The sequence below is a fragment of the Gulbenkiania mobilis genome (assembly GCA_004346645.1).
Lineage (GTDB): Bacteria > Pseudomonadota > Gammaproteobacteria > Burkholderiales > Chromobacteriaceae > Gulbenkiania > Gulbenkiania mobilis.
The window spans coordinates 1-13,506 of the sequence record SMDA01000003.1; the positions used below are offsets into that span (position 1 = coordinate 1).

A 13,506-nucleotide genomic window follows, 5' to 3' on the forward strand; every position below is an offset into this window, starting at 1 on the left:
CTCGCAAACCACTCACACCTATCGGTTGTTCTAAACTGTCAAAGATCAGGCCGGCGCCGTTGCGCTCAGCAGAGGAAGCGAACTATACCCACCTCACCAAACACCGTCAACCCCCATTTGCAGAAAATATTGCCGATGCCCCGTACGGTGCGGGGCAAGCACGAGCAGACAAATGAAAAAGGGCCGGATGACCGGCCCTTTTATCTGCCTCGCAATATACGCCCTTCAGGACGCCCCGCCCTGACGCCCCCGAGGGCTCCTGCGACGCCGTGGCGCTGGCGAAGCGGCCGTCGACTGACCTTCTCCCTTCTGTTGGCGCAGCTTGCGTGGAGCTTGGGCGGCGGCCTCACCTTCTCCTTCGGGAGCGGTAGGCTTGCGAGAGGCGCTGCGCCGCGCTCTGGTGGGAGTGGTTTTTTCCTCCTCCGGCTGGACCAGGGCAAAGTCGATCTGTGCAGTATCCAGCTCGGCGCGCATGACGCGGATAACCACCCGGTCGCCCAGTTGGTAACGCATGCCACTCTTCTCGCCCACCATGAGCTGCAGTTCTTTCTGGTAGTGGAAGTAGTCCTTGCCGAGCTCGGAGATGTGCACCAATCCTTCGACATGGATGTCATCGAGCATGACGAACAGGCCGAAGCTGGTGACGGCGCTGATCTTGCCGGTGAACACTTCTCCAATCTTGTCCCGCATGTAGTAGGTCTTGAGCCAGGACTCCACATCCCGGCTGGCATCGTCCGCACGACGCTCGGTCATTGAGCAATGCTCGCCAAGCTTGGCCCATTTGCCGGGCTTGTAGACCTCGCCCCTGAGGATGGCCTTGATGGTGCGGTGGACGAGCAGATCGGGATAACGTCGGATGGGAGAGGTGAAGTGGGTATAGGCATCATATGCCAGACCGAAGTGCCCAAGATTGTCTGGGGTATAGACGGCTTGCTGCATCGACCTCAGGAGCATGGTCTGCATCATCTCGGCGTCGGGCCGCTGGCGGATGATTTCGGCCAACCTTGCATAGTCCTTGGCGGTAGGCTTGTCGTCGCCACCGAGGGTGAGGCCGGACAAGGCGAGGAACTTGCGCAGGTTGTCGAGCTTTTCGGGACTGGGCCCTTCGTGGACACGGTAGAGGCACTTGCGACCACTCTTGCCGATGAAATCGGCAGCGCAGACGTTGGCGGCCAGCATGCATTCCTCGATCAGCCGATGTGCTTCGTTGCGCACCACGGGCACGATGCGTTCGATCTTGCCGTCCTCATTGAACAGCATCTGTGTTTCGATAGTGTCGAAGTCGATGGCCCCGCGCTTCTCACGCTGCTCGAGCAGCTTGCGGAACAGGCTGTACAGCACTTGGATTTGCGGGAGAAGTGGATCGTCGGTGCCGTTCTGGATCCAATCCCACACCTTGGTATAGGTGAGACGGGCATGGGAGCGCATCACTGCAGGATAGAACTGGTACTTCTTGACCACGCCCTTGCTGTTGATCTGCATGTCGCAGACCATGCACAGCCGCTCGACGTCTGGATTGAGCGAGCAGATGCCGTTGGAGAGTGCCTCCGGCAGCATGGGAATGACACGCCGGGGGAAATAAACCGAAGTACCGCGCTCAAGGGCGGACTGATCCAGGGCATCGCCCGGCTGGACATAATGGCTGACGTCGGCGATGGCCACCACCAGACGGAAGCCTTTGCCGGCCTGTTCCGCATAGACGGCATCGTCGAAGTCGCGGGCGGTTTCGCCGTCGATGGTGACCAGTGGCAGGTCGCGCAAGTCCACCCGCCCCTTGATGTCCTCCTTGCGCACCTTCTTGGGCGTGGCCCGCGCCTGCTCCAGTGCAGCCTCGTCGAACTCGTGTGGCAGGGCGTGCTTGCGCAGCGCGATCTCGATCTCCATCCCGGGGTCGGCATAATTGCCCACCACTTCCACCACTCGGGCGATGGCTTGGCGATGGGCATCGGGATACTCGATGAACTCGAGCATCACCACCTGGCCATGCTCCGCATCATGGGTGGCACCCGGCTCGATCAGGATGTCCTGGCCGACGCGCTTGTCCTCAGGGACGGCATACCATACACCCCGCTCCAGGTAGATGCGTCCGACCAGACGGGTAAAGGCACGCTCGAGCACCTCCACCACCCTGCCCTCGCGCCGGCCGCGGCGGTCGGTGCCGGCCTGTTCCACCATTACCGTGTCGCCATGCATGACCTTGCGCATCTCCCGCTCGGGCAGAAAGAGGTCGCCCCCCCCATCTTCCGGCATGGCAAAGCCGTAGCCGTCGCGGTGCCCGGAGACACGGCACTTGATGAGGTCAAGCTTTTGCGCGGCACAGATGGCCCCCTTGCGGTTGATGACCACTTCGCCGCTGCGCGACATGGCCATCAGCCGACGATCGAAGAACTCGCGCTCGTCCGCTTCGATGGAAAGCATGGTGGCCAGCTCGTCCGGATACAGGGGCACGCCCTGCTCCTCCAGAAGGCTGAGGATGAATTCCCGACTCGGCAAAGGATGCGCGTACTTCTGCTGCTCACGCTCCAGAAACGGGTCTTGCAGCCGGAGGGGGAGTTTTTTCTGTTTTTTTACAGGATCGGCCATTGACAACCTCAAAAAGGTCCATATAATGCGCAGTTCATCGCAGCACTGCAGTGTCAGCAATGATACAGCATAAGCGATGCCCAGGTGGCGGAATTGGTAGACGCACTAGGTTCAGGTCCTAGCGGTGGCAACACTGTGGAAGTTCGAGTCTTCTCCTGGGCACCAGCCTTACGGTTGGCGCGCTTTGATGAATGCATGTCCGGTCTGCCCAGGTGGCGGAATTGGTAGACGCACTAGGTTCAGGTCCTAGCGGTGGCAACACTGTGGAAGTTCGAGTCTTCTCCTGGGCACCACGCGCTTCTTGCAAGCGAGTCGTGTCGGGGGCCGGAAAGCAGCAAGAGACAATTTAGTTAGCCCAGGTGGCGGAATTGGTAGACGCACTAGGTTCAGGTCCTAGCGGTGGCAACACTGTGGAAGTTCGAGTCTTCTCCTGGGCACCAGATTTAAGCCGTTGAGCATGCTCAACGGCTTTTTGCTTTTCCCTTTCAGCTTTGTTACGTATGCCTTGGCTGAATCTCGACGAATTCGACTTCCACCACACGCTGCCCGGCCTGCCGGGGCTGACGCTGGTGCTCTTCGGCCAACCGGGCTGTGGTGCCTGCCGGCTGTGGCATGCCCGCCTGCCGGCGCTCCATCCCCCTACCATCACTCATCTTGTGTACGTGGATGTGGCAGAAAGCCTGGCTCTGGCGCGCGAGTTCGAGATCTTCCACCTGCCCGCGCTCGCGCTGTATCGCAACGGCACTTTCCACCGCTGGATCAACGCGCCCCCGGAGGCCGGCAGCCTGGCCCAGGCAGTTCAGATGGCGCTAGCACTGCCCGCTGACGATGCTCCCTGAGCAGGTAACCAGTCCGGCGGCAGGGTGATCCAGCCCAGCCCGTCGGCTACCGACAGGCTCATGCTCAGCATCAGCACGGCCAGCAGCGCGTACAGCATCACCCCGGCAAACACCCGCAGTCGCGGCACACCGCTCACGCCGGAAAGGGCATTGACAAGCACTGCGATCGAGCCGAGGCCAAGTAGCAGACCGGCCGCTGCGGCCAAGTTGTCCGGCAGCCAAGACGTCAAGGGCTCCAGAAGCTGGAGCCCGCTGGCCGCCACCGCCAGCCCGAACAGCGACTGGCGCAGCTCGACACCAGCCAAGCGCAGCCATAGCCGGAGGAAGACCACCAGGCCCGCCATTTCCACCAGCGTAAACAGCATCAGAAAAGCGGTACGCCCGAGGAGATTGTTTCCAAGCTCGGGCGCATCGGCACTGGCGGCCACACCGAGCAGTGCCAATACGAGGATGGGTTGCCAGCCCGGGTACTGATACGCCTCCAGCGGGCGAACCCGCAAGCGGACCAGATCGATGGCGTCGTGCAGCAAAGGCAGCATGTCAGTCGAAGATAACGGTTTTGTTGTTGTATGACAGGATGCGGTCGTCCAAGTGCCAGCGCACCGCGCGCGACAGCACCACCTTTTCCAGATCGCGCCCCTTCTGGACCAGATCCTCCACATCGTCACGGTGCGAGATGCGCGTGACTTCCTGTTCGATGATCGGCCCTTCGTCGAGGTCTTCCGTCACGTAGTGGCTGGTGGCCCCGATCAGCTTCACACCGCGGGCAAACGCGCGGTGATAGGGCTTGGCGCCATCAAAGGCCGGCAGGAAGCTGTGATGAATATTGATGATCCGGTTCGGGTAACGTTCCACGAAAGTGTGTGACAGCACCTGCATGTAGCGTGCCAGCACGATGAGATCCACCTCGGCCTCCTCCATCAGGCGGAATTGCTCCGCCTCGGCCTGGGCCTTGTTGTCGCGGCTGACCGGGATGACATGGTAGGGAATGCCGTTGAATTCGGCGATGCGGCGGCAGTCCTCATGGTTGGAGATGATCAGCGGGATATCGCACTCCAGTTCACCGATGCGCCAGCGGTGCAGCAGATCCACCAGGCAGTGCTCGTAGCGGGAAACAAAGATCGCCATGCGCGGCTTGCGCGTGGAGAGGGAAACGCGCCAAGTCATGGCGTGCTCCTGCGCGATGGGCGCAAAGGCCGCGGCAAAGCTTTCCATCGGCAGCGTAAAGCCTTCCAGCGACCACTCGATACGCATCAGGAACAGGTTTTCCGAGCGGTCCTGATGCTGGTCGGCGTGCATGATGTTGGCGTTGTAGGTCATCAGGAAGTTGGCGATGGCCGCGACCAGACCCTTCTTGTCCGGGCAGGCGATCAGCAGCGTGGCCGAATGCGTATGGTGGCTCATTGTCCGTTCTCGTTCTTGTGGGCTTGTAATGAAAAACAAAACGCCACGGCACGGGCAAGGCCCGCGTCCGTGGCGCGATAGAAACGCGCTCAGGCGTTGAGGTTGGCCGAATCGAGCGTATTCTGCAACAGGGTGGCGACGGTCATCGGCCCCACGCCCCCCGGAACCGGCGTGATGAACGCGGCCCGCTCTCGCGCGGTCTCGAACTCGACGTCTCCGCAGATGCTGCCGTCGTCCAGGCGGTTGATGCCCACGTCGATCACCACCGCGCCCGGCTTGATCCAGGCGCCCTTGACGAAGCCCGGGATGCCCACTGCCGCCACGACGATGTCTGCCCCAGCCACCTCGGCGGCCAGGTCGGCCGTGGCACTGTGGCAGATGGTGACGGTGGCACGAGCCAGCAGCATCTCCAGCGCCTGAGGCCGACCCACAATATTGGAAGCCCCTACGATGACCGCCTTCTTGCTCTTGGGGTCGATGCCGTACTCTTCCAGCAGCGTCATCACGCCGCGCGGGGTGCACGGACGCAGCAGCGGCATCTTGATGGCCAGACGCCCCATATTGTAGGGATGAAAGCCATCCACGTCCTTTTTCGGATCGATGCGCTCGATGACGGCCTGCGGGTCGATCTGGCGCGGCAGCGGTAGCTGCACCAGAATGCCGTCGATGGCGGGATCGGCATTGAGGGTGTCGATGATACCGAGCAGGGCTTCCTGAGTGGTGCTGCCGGGCAGGTCGTAGGCCACCGAGCGGATACCCGCCTTCTCGCAGCTGCGCTTCTTGTTGCGCACGTAGATGGACGATGCCGGATCGTCGCCCACCAGCACCACGGCCAACGCCGGAGCACGCTTGCCAGCCGCCACGCGGGCGTCCACACCCTCGCGTACGCGGGCGATGAGTTTTTCCGCTACTGCCTTGCCATCTATGAGTTGGGCCGCCATGGTCGATCCTGAAAGCTGTTTGGAATATAAAGCGCGATTTTCGCATTTTTACCCGTCTGCTCTCAACGGAGTTGACAGAAAAAGGCCCGGTACGTATATTTGCGCCCTCTGTCGTCGGGGCGTAGCGCAGCCTGGTAGCGCACCTGATTTGGGATCAGGGGGTCGCGAGTTCGAATCCCGCCGCCCCGACCAGACACAGCTCGACACAGGCGTACGCGCCCGTAGCTCAACCGGATAGAGCACCGGCCTTCTAAGCCGGGGGTTACAGGTTCGAGTCCTGTCGGGCGCGCCAGTTTTCAGTGTGGTGGATGTAGCTCAGTTGGTAGAGTCCCGGATTGTGATTCCGGTTGTCGTGGGTTCGAGTCCCATCATCCACCCCACCCCAGTTTCAGTCGTACTCCGCTTTACGGCGGTGGATGTAGCTCAGTTGGTAGAGTCCCGGATTGTGATTCCGGTTGTCGTGGGTTCGAGTCCCATCATCCACCCCATATCTCTTCAAAAACCCGGCCAAGCCGGGTTTTTTGTATCCATTGTCCGGCGCCCTGCCCGGAGTTTCTCTTGTCTGGTGGTGTAACCTCCGTATAATCGAATACATTTGCATGTATCCGATTGCCAGACAGAAAACAAATCATGACAATCCTTCAGCCCATCAAGCGCCAGACCCTGACCAGTGCTGTTACGGAATCGCTGCGCCAGCGCATCCTGTCCGGTGAGTTCGCCGACGGCCAGCAACTGCGCCAGGAAGCCCTCTCCAACGAGTACGGTGTCAGCCGGGTGCCGGTGCGTGAAGCCCTGCGCCAGCTCGAGGCTGAAGGCCTGATCCAGATCATCGACCACAAAGGGGCGGTGGTGTCCAAGCTTTCGCTGGAGGATGTGCTGGAACTCTTGGAAATCCGCGCCATGCTGGAGAGCGAACTGTTGCGCGCTTCCATCCCCTGTCAGACCGATGCGGATCTGCAACTGGCTGCGGACACGCTGCAGGAATTCGACCAGGCCCTGAAAAGCAACGACGTGCGCCACTGGGGCGAGCTGAACTCGCGCTTCCATCTGGCGCTGTACCGCTCGGCACGTCGCCCTAATACGCTGGCCCTGATCGAACAGCTACACAACAAGACCGACCGTTACACGCGGATGCAGATCCTGTTTACCCGCACCATGGAGCGGGCCCACGAGGAACACACCAAGCTTCTGGAGTTGTGCCGCTCCGGAGCCAAGGATGAGGCCGCCGAGTTCATTCGCTTCCATATCCTCTCCGCAGGGCATGCGCTGGAAAGCTACCTGAAGGAGCAGGCGGCCCACTGAACCGCCCGCGCCTCTCCCCCTTTATTCGGCCAACCTTGCAAGGTTGGCCGAAATGCTGTTCAGCCCGCCCCTCGTCTAGCCGCAGCCTCCTGGTGCAGGCAGTCCGCCAGCGCCTGCGCCGCAGGCCCGCTGCGTCCGGGATCAGCCATCACCAGATGCAGTGCGGTGCGCCGCACTTGCCCCTGCGCCAACGGCAAGGGCACCAGACGCCCTTCCTCAAGCCTGGCCGCAATGGCATGCGCCGGTAGCCAGGCAAACGCCAGCCCGCTTTCCACTACCTCGACGGCCGTGTCCGCATGGCTAACTGTCCAGCGCTGCCGCGCTCCCAGCCAGCCTTCGTCCCGGGGCTGACGTGTGCCGGAGTCACGCACCACGACCTGAGTCCACGGCACGAGGTCGTCCGGCCTCAGTGTGCGGCCCAAGGCATGCAACGGATGGGCAGGCGCGGCACAGGCGAGGAAGCAGGCGTCGAGCAGCCATTCGCCCAGAAAGCCCGGGGGCACCCGGGTGGCCACGGCCAAGTCCACCTGGCCTTGGTAAAGCGCATCGTCTGCCCCCGACATCACTACCTCATGCATTTGTAGCCGGGTGGCCGGGCACTGTGCGGCAAAGTGGCGCAAGGCGGCCATCAGGCATGGCAGTGGAAACAGGCTATCCACTGCCAGCCGCACTTCCGCCTCCCAGCCGCTGCGTAGAGCGCCAGCACGCGCCTCCAGTTTCTGCAGGCTCTCCAGCAGCGGCGCCGCTTCAGCCAACAGCGCGCGTCCGGCATCGGTGAGCACCATGCGACGTCCCTGGGGTACCAAGAGGTCGATGCCCAGTTGCGCCTGCAGTCGGGTCACCGCATAGCTAACGGACGACTGGCTGCGGTGCAGCCGTGCCGCAGCCTGGGCATAACCACCCGCCTCGACGATGGTTTGCAGCACACGCCACTGCTCAAGTGAGGTTTTTGGAAAGACCGCCATTGTTCGGAAAAATGATTGAATACCCACGAATATTTGCGCTTTTTTATCGAATTATCAATCTCTATAGTGAAGGAGTACCGCCTGCCTAGTGGACAACGGTCAGGCCCCTCTTCTACTACGCCGCCCGGTCTTCGGCAGCCGGCCCATACGAAAGGAACCCTTATGACAGAAACCGTTTCCCGTACCGTAGAACGCATCGTCTTCGGCCAACCCACGTCCGACGGGGCGGGTGTCAAGCTGCTGCGAGTACTTACCCATGACTTGCAACGCCGGCTGGACCCTTTCCTGATGCTGGACGAGTTCCGCTCCGACAATCCGGGCGACTATATCGCCGGGTTTCCCGAACACCCGCATCGTGGCTTCGAAACCGTGACCTACATGCTGGATGGGCGCATGCGTCATCGGGACAGCGCCGGCAACGAAGGCCTGCTGGGGCCGGGTGGGCTGCAGTGGATGACGGCCGGAAGGGGGCTGATGCACTCGGAAATCCCTGAACAGGAAGACGGCCTGATGCATGGCTTCCAGCTCTGGGTCAACCTGCCAGCCCGGCGCAAGATGATCCCGCCGGCCTACCGAGACCTGCCTGCCGAGGCGATCCCCATCTACCAGCCGGCCGATGGGGTGGAAGTGAAGGCAATCGCGGGGGCCTACGATGGACTGAAGGGCGCGATCGAGCGACCCGATACCGAACCGGTCTATCTGGACATCCGGCTGGAGCCGTCGCGCGAACACTTCTTCCGTCTGCCAGAGACGCACAACGCCTTCGTGTATGTGTATGACGGAGCGGCGGACGTGGGCAGCCCGGCCCGGACGGTGACGGTGCGCCAGATGGCCATCCTCAGCAACACGGCAGGGGCCGGAGGCGTGTGCCTTGCTACCGGTGCCACACCGGTCAGGCTGCTGCTGATCGCCGGCCAACCGCTGAACGAGCCAATCGCCCAGTACGGCCCGTTTGTAATGAACAGCCGGGCCGAGCTGGAGCAGGCGTTCACCGACCTGCGCAGCGGCCGGTTCGGCCAAGAGACGGCCTGAGGCGGGAGAGGGGGAGACAGCGATGATCCGATTCGAAACCGAAGGCCGGCCCAGCAATATCGGCTTCCCCGTGCGCCGGTTGCTCCCGGGGCCCGGGCTGCGCAGCGTGGGTCCCTTCATCTTCCTGGACCACATGGGACCAGCCCGTTTCCAGGCCGGCACCACCGAAGGCGACGTCCGGCCGCACCCGCACATTGGCCTGTCTACCTTCACCTATCTCTTCGAAGGGGCGATGCAGCACCGGGACAGTCTGGGCACCGCGATGCGCATCGAGCCAGGTGCGGTCAACCTGATGACCGCCGGCCGGGGCATCGTGCACTCCGAGCGTTTTCCAGCCGACCTGCGAGCCCAGGGGGAAACGGTACAAGGCATCCAGATGTGGCTGGCGCTGCCCTGCAGCCTGGAAGAGTGTGCGCCCAGCTTCGAGCACACGCCCCGGCACGCCCTGCCTTGCTGGGTGGAAAACGGGGCACACACGCGTCTGCTGGCGGGCGAGGCTTGGGGAGCGCGTTCGCCGGTCACGACACATCTGGCCACGTTCTGCGCGGCGGTCGAACTGGAGCCGGGCGCCCAGATCAGCCTGCCTGTCTGGCCGGAACGGGCGGTCTATCTCCTTGACGGGACGGTGCATCTAGGGGCGGCCACCGCACACGGCCCCCGCCTTCTGGTACCAGAAACCACAGGGGAGGTCCGGCTGGTTGCGCACACTTTCGCACGGCTGATGCTGATTGGCGGCGAACCGCCGGATGGGCCGCGCTATCTGGACTGGAACTTCGTTTCCAGCCGCCGCGACCGGCTACAGGCAGCACGGGAGGCTTGGCAGGCCGGGCACTTTGCACCTATCCCGGGGGAAACCGAGTCCATCCCCCTGCCCGGCACGGACTGAGCCGGGCAGGCCAGCGGACTATAGTGGGCGGGCGCGGGCCTGTACCAGCCGGTCGCGCCCCGCCAGCAGGCCGCAAGCCAGCGCAGCGGCAGCGATGCCACCGAACAGGACGGCCACCGGGGTCCAGCTGTCGGCCAGATCGTGAATCAGGCCGACAGCCAGCGGCCCCAGCGAGGCGAGGGTGTAGCCCACGCCCTGCGCCATGCCCGAGAGGTGGGAGGCCACATGCGGGTCGGGGGTACGCAGTACCAGAAGGGCCAGCGCCAGGCTGAAGGTGCCGCCCTGCCCCAGCCCCAGCAGCACCGCCCACATCCACAGGCTGGCGGGCGGAGCGAACAGCATGCCCATCAACCCAGCCAAGGTCAGCATCACCATTACCGCGATCAACCCGCGCTGATCCCGGCTGCGTTGGGCCAATGCCGGGCCCGCCAGGGCAGTCAGCACCTGCACCATTACCGACAGCGACAGCATCAGCCCGGCGGCCAACGGGGCCAGCCCTCGGTCGATCAGCATGGGCGGCAGCCAGCCAAACACGATGTAGGCCAACGAGGACTGCAAGCCCATGTAACCTGTCACCTGCCAGGCCAGCGGGTCCCGCCACAAGCCGCTAACCGTCCACTGGCCATGATGGCTGATACTGCGCCCCCGCAGCTGGGGCCACCATACCGCCAGAGCCAAGAGCGCGGGCAAGGCCCAGAACGCCAGCGCCGGGTGCCAGTCCCCACCGAACAGCCGCCCGATCGGAATGGTGGCGCCCGCAGCCAGAGCGGCCCCCAGACACAGCGCCATGGTGTAGACACCGGTCATCAGGCTGGCCTGCCGGGGGAAGTCGCGCTTGACGATGCCTGGCAGCAGCACGCCGATGATACCGATGCTGGCCCCCGCCACAATGGAGCCACCGAACAGCCCCGGCAGTCCGAAGCGGGTGCGCAAGAACACGCCTAGCGCCAGGGTGATCAGGATCAGTGCGATGGCGCGTTCGGCACCGAAGCGTCTTGCCAGGGCAGGCGCGAGCGGACCGAACAACCCCAGGCACAGCACCGGAAGCGTGGTCAGCAGCCCGGCCAGCGTACCGCTCAGCCCGGTGGTAGCTTTGATCTGGTTAAGCATCGGAGAGACGCTGGAGAGCGCCGGACGCAGGTTCATGCCCACCAGCACCAGGCCGATCAGAAGCAGCCAGGGACTGGAGCTGGGGGGCGGGGTGTGCTGCACACCATCGTCGTCGATCTCGGCGTCGATCAGCACAGAGGAAGAAGTAGAGGTGACCGGGGGCATCAGCACTCCTTGGGCAAGGGGTCTTGGGTGGGCAACAGGCCGGACAGCGCCTCCAGCATCGGGGCGGTGATGGCCGCCGCGGCCCTGGCCGCTGCTTCCGGATCGCGGGCACGGATGGCTTCGACGATGGCGGCATGCGCCGCGTGGTCAGGTTCGGGCAGGCTGCAGTCCAACAGGCTGACGCGCAGACTGCGACGTACCGATTGCGAGAAGTATTGGTACAGCTCGGCCAGCGCCACATTGCCGCACGCGCGGGCAATGGAAAGATGGAAGGCGAGGTCCAGGTCGATGAAGGACTCCAGGAGGTCCTCATGGCTGCGTACCGGCATGCGGGCAGACAGCGCAGTTTCCATCGCGGCAAGATCTGCGTCGGAGCAACGTTCCGCGGCAAGGCGCGCGGTTGCTACCTCCAGCAGCGCCCGTGCTTCGAGGTGCTCACGCAGCGAGGCCCGGCTGATGGCCCGCATCGCCTCGGCCGGGCTGGTGAGTGCGCGGACATAGGTGCCGTCCCCTTGCCGTACTTCCAGAAGGCCGGCATAGAGCAGCACACGCACCGCCTCTCGGACAGTGTTGCGGCTGATGCCGAGTGTTTCGGCCAACGCAGGTTCGGTGGGAATACGGCTTCCCACAGGCCAAGTGCCCTCGGCGATGTGCTGGGCCATGGCGTTGACAGCCAGGTCCACCAGCGAGCGTTTCTGTTCGGCAGCCAGCATGGCGCCCTCCATTCATCCAATCATCGGATGAATGATAGCGCATTCTGTCCTGCGCCACGACTGAGCGGGGCACGCCTAGCCGGCTCCGGACCCGGACTCGGACAGCGCTCCAGGACGTTTTAAGTCGCTGCACCCGTTTGGCACCTGCCTGAAACTGGGACGCCACACCCGGCGGATAGGTCAGCCGGGCCCTGCCCTAGAATAGCCAGAGCGCAAAGCCTTAGAAGCGCACGGTGTTCACACGGATGCACAGGGGTTCGCGCGGCAGAGCCGGAAGCCGACTGTAGTCGAGCGCGAGATTCTGCGTCGTCACTTCATACTCCAGATGTTGCAGCAGCATCTGCATGGCCTGATGCATCAGCGCCACGGTAATGGCCTCACCGGGGCAGCGGTGGTTCCCTGCCGCTTCTGCCCCGCCTTGCGGAATGAAGTTGAACGGCGTGGGCGTCTGGGAAAGGAAGCGCTCGGGTAGAAAGGCCTCGGGGTCGGCCCAGCTACACGGGTCATGGTTGGTGCCGTACAGGTCCAGCATCACCCGGCGTCCTTCGCGGAAGAACTGACCCTGCCACAGAAAGTCGTGCCGCACCCGGGCGGCCACCGCCGGGAAGAAGGGGTACCAGCGCCGCACCTCCTGTATGAAGGCGTCGGCCAGCACGCTGTCGCCGGCTGCAAGGGGGGCGCGGTACTGCGGATGCAGGGCTAGTGCATGCACAAGGAGGACCAAGTAAACCGAAACAGCGACCGTAGGCCGCAGCAGGTTGAGCAACTCCACGGCGGCAATGCGCGGCGGCATCAGCGCGTCGTCGGCATCGCGGTGCCAAGCCACCGCCCAAGTGGCGCAGTCTTCCGGCAAGTCGGTACGTCCGGCGCGCGCGTCCTCGATCAGGTCGGCCAACCAAGTTTCCGCCTCTCCACGCGCCATGCGGGCGCGTACATGACCAAGGCCCGGGGCGGCTGCCTCATCGAAGAGCGCGCTCAGCTGACGGGTACGCTCGGGCCAGTCGCCTTCTGTTTGTGGCAGACCAGCCCAGCGGCACGCTGCCCGTGTCAGCAGCGTCCGCATGGCGTCGTAAAATACCAGTTCCTCCCCAAGTACCAGCCATTCGTCGGCGCATTCGCGCCAGGCATCGGCGGCATGCGCCAGCAGCCCTTGCAGCGCGTCGCCATGCGTCAGCCCCATGAACAGGGCCTTGCGCTGGCGATGCGCAGCATCGTCCAGCCCTTGTACGCCGCCCTTGCCGAACAGCGTGGCCCGTACCGGCTCGGGCGCGGCATCCTGCCGCTGGAAACGGTTGAGGTCATAGAACAGGGCGGCGGCCTCCGGACCGGAGAGGCAGAGCGTGCGCTTGAAGAGAAGACGGGTTTCGAACACGTCGCACGCCTCCGCCCGACAGCGCTCCCCGATGAAGCGGTACGGGTCGGAGAGAAAGGCAACCGTGTGATCGGACAGGAAGGGCTTGGATTGATCGGGCATGGCGGGGGATCCGTACGGTGGACAGGACATGCCGCCTGATCCAGCAACGCCCATACCTGCGTGACCGGCCTCGGCGCCGGGCAGGGTTGGCC

12 protein-coding genes and 7 tRNA genes are annotated in these 13,506 nt (G+C 63.6%); 11 read left to right on the plus strand and 8 right to left on the minus strand.

The window, feature by feature from the left end; all coding sequences use genetic code 11:
- Positions 1 to 225: 225 nt before the first annotated feature.
- The gene (rnr, locus tag EV669_RS04910) at positions 226 to 2,583 is read right to left on the minus strand and encodes a ribonuclease R (protein ID WP_132098049.1); all 2,358 of its coding nucleotides are present in this window, start codon (positions 2,581 to 2,583) and stop codon (positions 226 to 228) included.
- Positions 2,584 to 2,661: 78 nt separating this feature from the next.
- Here rnr and EV669_RS04915 point away from each other — a divergent pair.
- From EV669_RS04915 to EV669_RS04930, 4 genes are all read left to right on the plus strand, one after another.
- Positions 2,662 to 2,748 (plus strand) — tRNA-Leu (locus tag EV669_RS04915).
- 41 nt (positions 2,749 to 2,789) lie between these two features.
- Positions 2,790 to 2,876, plus strand: a tRNA-Leu gene (locus EV669_RS04920).
- Positions 2,877 to 2,936: 60 nt separating this feature from the next.
- Positions 2,937 to 3,023, plus strand: a tRNA-Leu gene (locus EV669_RS04925).
- 60 nt (positions 3,024 to 3,083) lie between these two features.
- Positions 3,084 to 3,422 carry a thioredoxin family protein gene (locus EV669_RS04930; protein ID WP_055433040.1) on the plus strand — a complete coding sequence of 113 codons (339 nt, stop codon included), beginning with the start codon at positions 3,084 to 3,086 and terminating at the stop codon, positions 3,420 to 3,422.
- Here the strand turns inward: EV669_RS04930 and EV669_RS04935 are convergent.
- The 3 genes from EV669_RS04935 to folD all read right to left on the minus strand — a co-directional run bounded on the left by EV669_RS04935 (position 3,383) and on the right by folD (position 5,767).
- Complete coding sequence (locus tag EV669_RS04935; RefSeq protein WP_054284754.1) at positions 3,383 to 3,961, minus strand: hypothetical protein; 579 nt, start codon at positions 3,959 to 3,961, stop codon at positions 3,383 to 3,385. The genes EV669_RS04930 and EV669_RS04935 overlap by 40 nt on opposite strands.
- A gap of 1 nt (position 3,962) precedes the next feature.
- Complete coding sequence (gene purU / locus EV669_RS04940) at positions 3,963 to 4,826, minus strand: formyltetrahydrofolate deformylase (RefSeq protein WP_054284753.1); 864 nt, start codon at positions 4,824 to 4,826, stop codon at positions 3,963 to 3,965.
- Between the two features lie 89 nt (positions 4,827 to 4,915).
- Positions 4,916 to 5,767, minus strand: coding sequence for a bifunctional methylenetetrahydrofolate dehydrogenase/methenyltetrahydrofolate cyclohydrolase FolD (gene folD / locus EV669_RS04945; protein WP_054284752.1), 852 nt, complete (start codon positions 5,765 to 5,767; stop codon positions 4,916 to 4,918).
- Positions 5,768 to 5,882: 115 nt separating this feature from the next.
- Between folD and EV669_RS04950 the strand changes: the two genes are divergently transcribed.
- The 5 genes from EV669_RS04950 (at position 5,883) to EV669_RS04970 (ending at position 7,069) form a co-directional block, all read left to right on the plus strand.
- A tRNA-Pro gene (locus EV669_RS04950) sits at positions 5,883 to 5,959 on the plus strand.
- 23 nt (positions 5,960 to 5,982) lie between these two features.
- A tRNA-Arg gene (locus EV669_RS04955) sits at positions 5,983 to 6,059 on the plus strand.
- Positions 6,060 to 6,071: 12 nt separating this feature from the next.
- A tRNA-His gene (locus tag EV669_RS04960) sits at positions 6,072 to 6,147 on the plus strand.
- A 32-nt stretch (positions 6,148 to 6,179) separates the two neighbouring features.
- A tRNA-His gene (locus EV669_RS04965) sits at positions 6,180 to 6,255 on the plus strand.
- Positions 6,256 to 6,397: 142 nt separating this feature from the next.
- The gene (locus EV669_RS04970; RefSeq protein ID WP_054284751.1) at positions 6,398 to 7,069 is read left to right on the plus strand and encodes a GntR family transcriptional regulator; all 672 of its coding nucleotides are present in this window, start codon (positions 6,398 to 6,400) and stop codon (positions 7,067 to 7,069) included.
- A gap of 59 nt (positions 7,070 to 7,128) precedes the next feature.
- Here the strand turns inward: EV669_RS04970 and EV669_RS04975 are convergent, their stop codons facing one another.
- A complete protein-coding gene (locus EV669_RS04975) occupies positions 7,129 to 8,034 on the minus strand; it encodes a LysR family transcriptional regulator (protein WP_132098050.1) in 906 nt (301 codons plus the stop codon).
- Positions 8,035 to 8,196: 162 nt separating this feature from the next.
- Here EV669_RS04975 and EV669_RS04980 point away from each other — a divergent pair, with 162 nt between their 5' ends.
- Positions 8,197 to 9,066 (plus strand): pirin family protein, encoded by an 870-nt coding sequence (locus EV669_RS04980; protein ID WP_132098051.1) that lies wholly within the window; start codon positions 8,197 to 8,199, stop codon positions 9,064 to 9,066.
- A gap of 22 nt (positions 9,067 to 9,088) precedes the next feature.
- Entirely contained in the window at positions 9,089 to 9,952 is an 864-nt protein-coding gene (locus EV669_RS04985; protein WP_055433044.1) for a pirin family protein, read from the plus strand.
- A gap of 18 nt (positions 9,953 to 9,970) precedes the next feature.
- Here the strand turns inward: EV669_RS04985 and EV669_RS04990 are convergent, their stop codons facing one another.
- The 3 genes from EV669_RS04990 to EV669_RS05000 form a co-directional block, all read right to left on the minus strand.
- Positions 9,971 to 11,227, minus strand: coding sequence for a CynX/NimT family MFS transporter (locus EV669_RS04990; protein ID WP_132098052.1), 1,257 nt, complete (start codon positions 11,225 to 11,227; stop codon positions 9,971 to 9,973).
- A complete protein-coding gene (locus EV669_RS04995) occupies positions 11,227 to 11,940 on the minus strand; it encodes a FadR/GntR family transcriptional regulator (RefSeq protein ID WP_132098053.1) in 714 nt (237 codons plus the stop codon). The genes EV669_RS04990 and EV669_RS04995 overlap by 1 nt, the downstream gene beginning before the upstream one ends.
- A 220-nt stretch (positions 11,941 to 12,160) precedes the next feature.
- Positions 12,161 to 13,414, minus strand: a complete 1,254-nt coding sequence (locus EV669_RS05000) for a cytochrome P450 (protein ID WP_132098054.1) — start codon at positions 13,412 to 13,414, stop codon at positions 12,161 to 12,163.
- Positions 13,415 to 13,506: the final 92 nt, after the last annotated feature.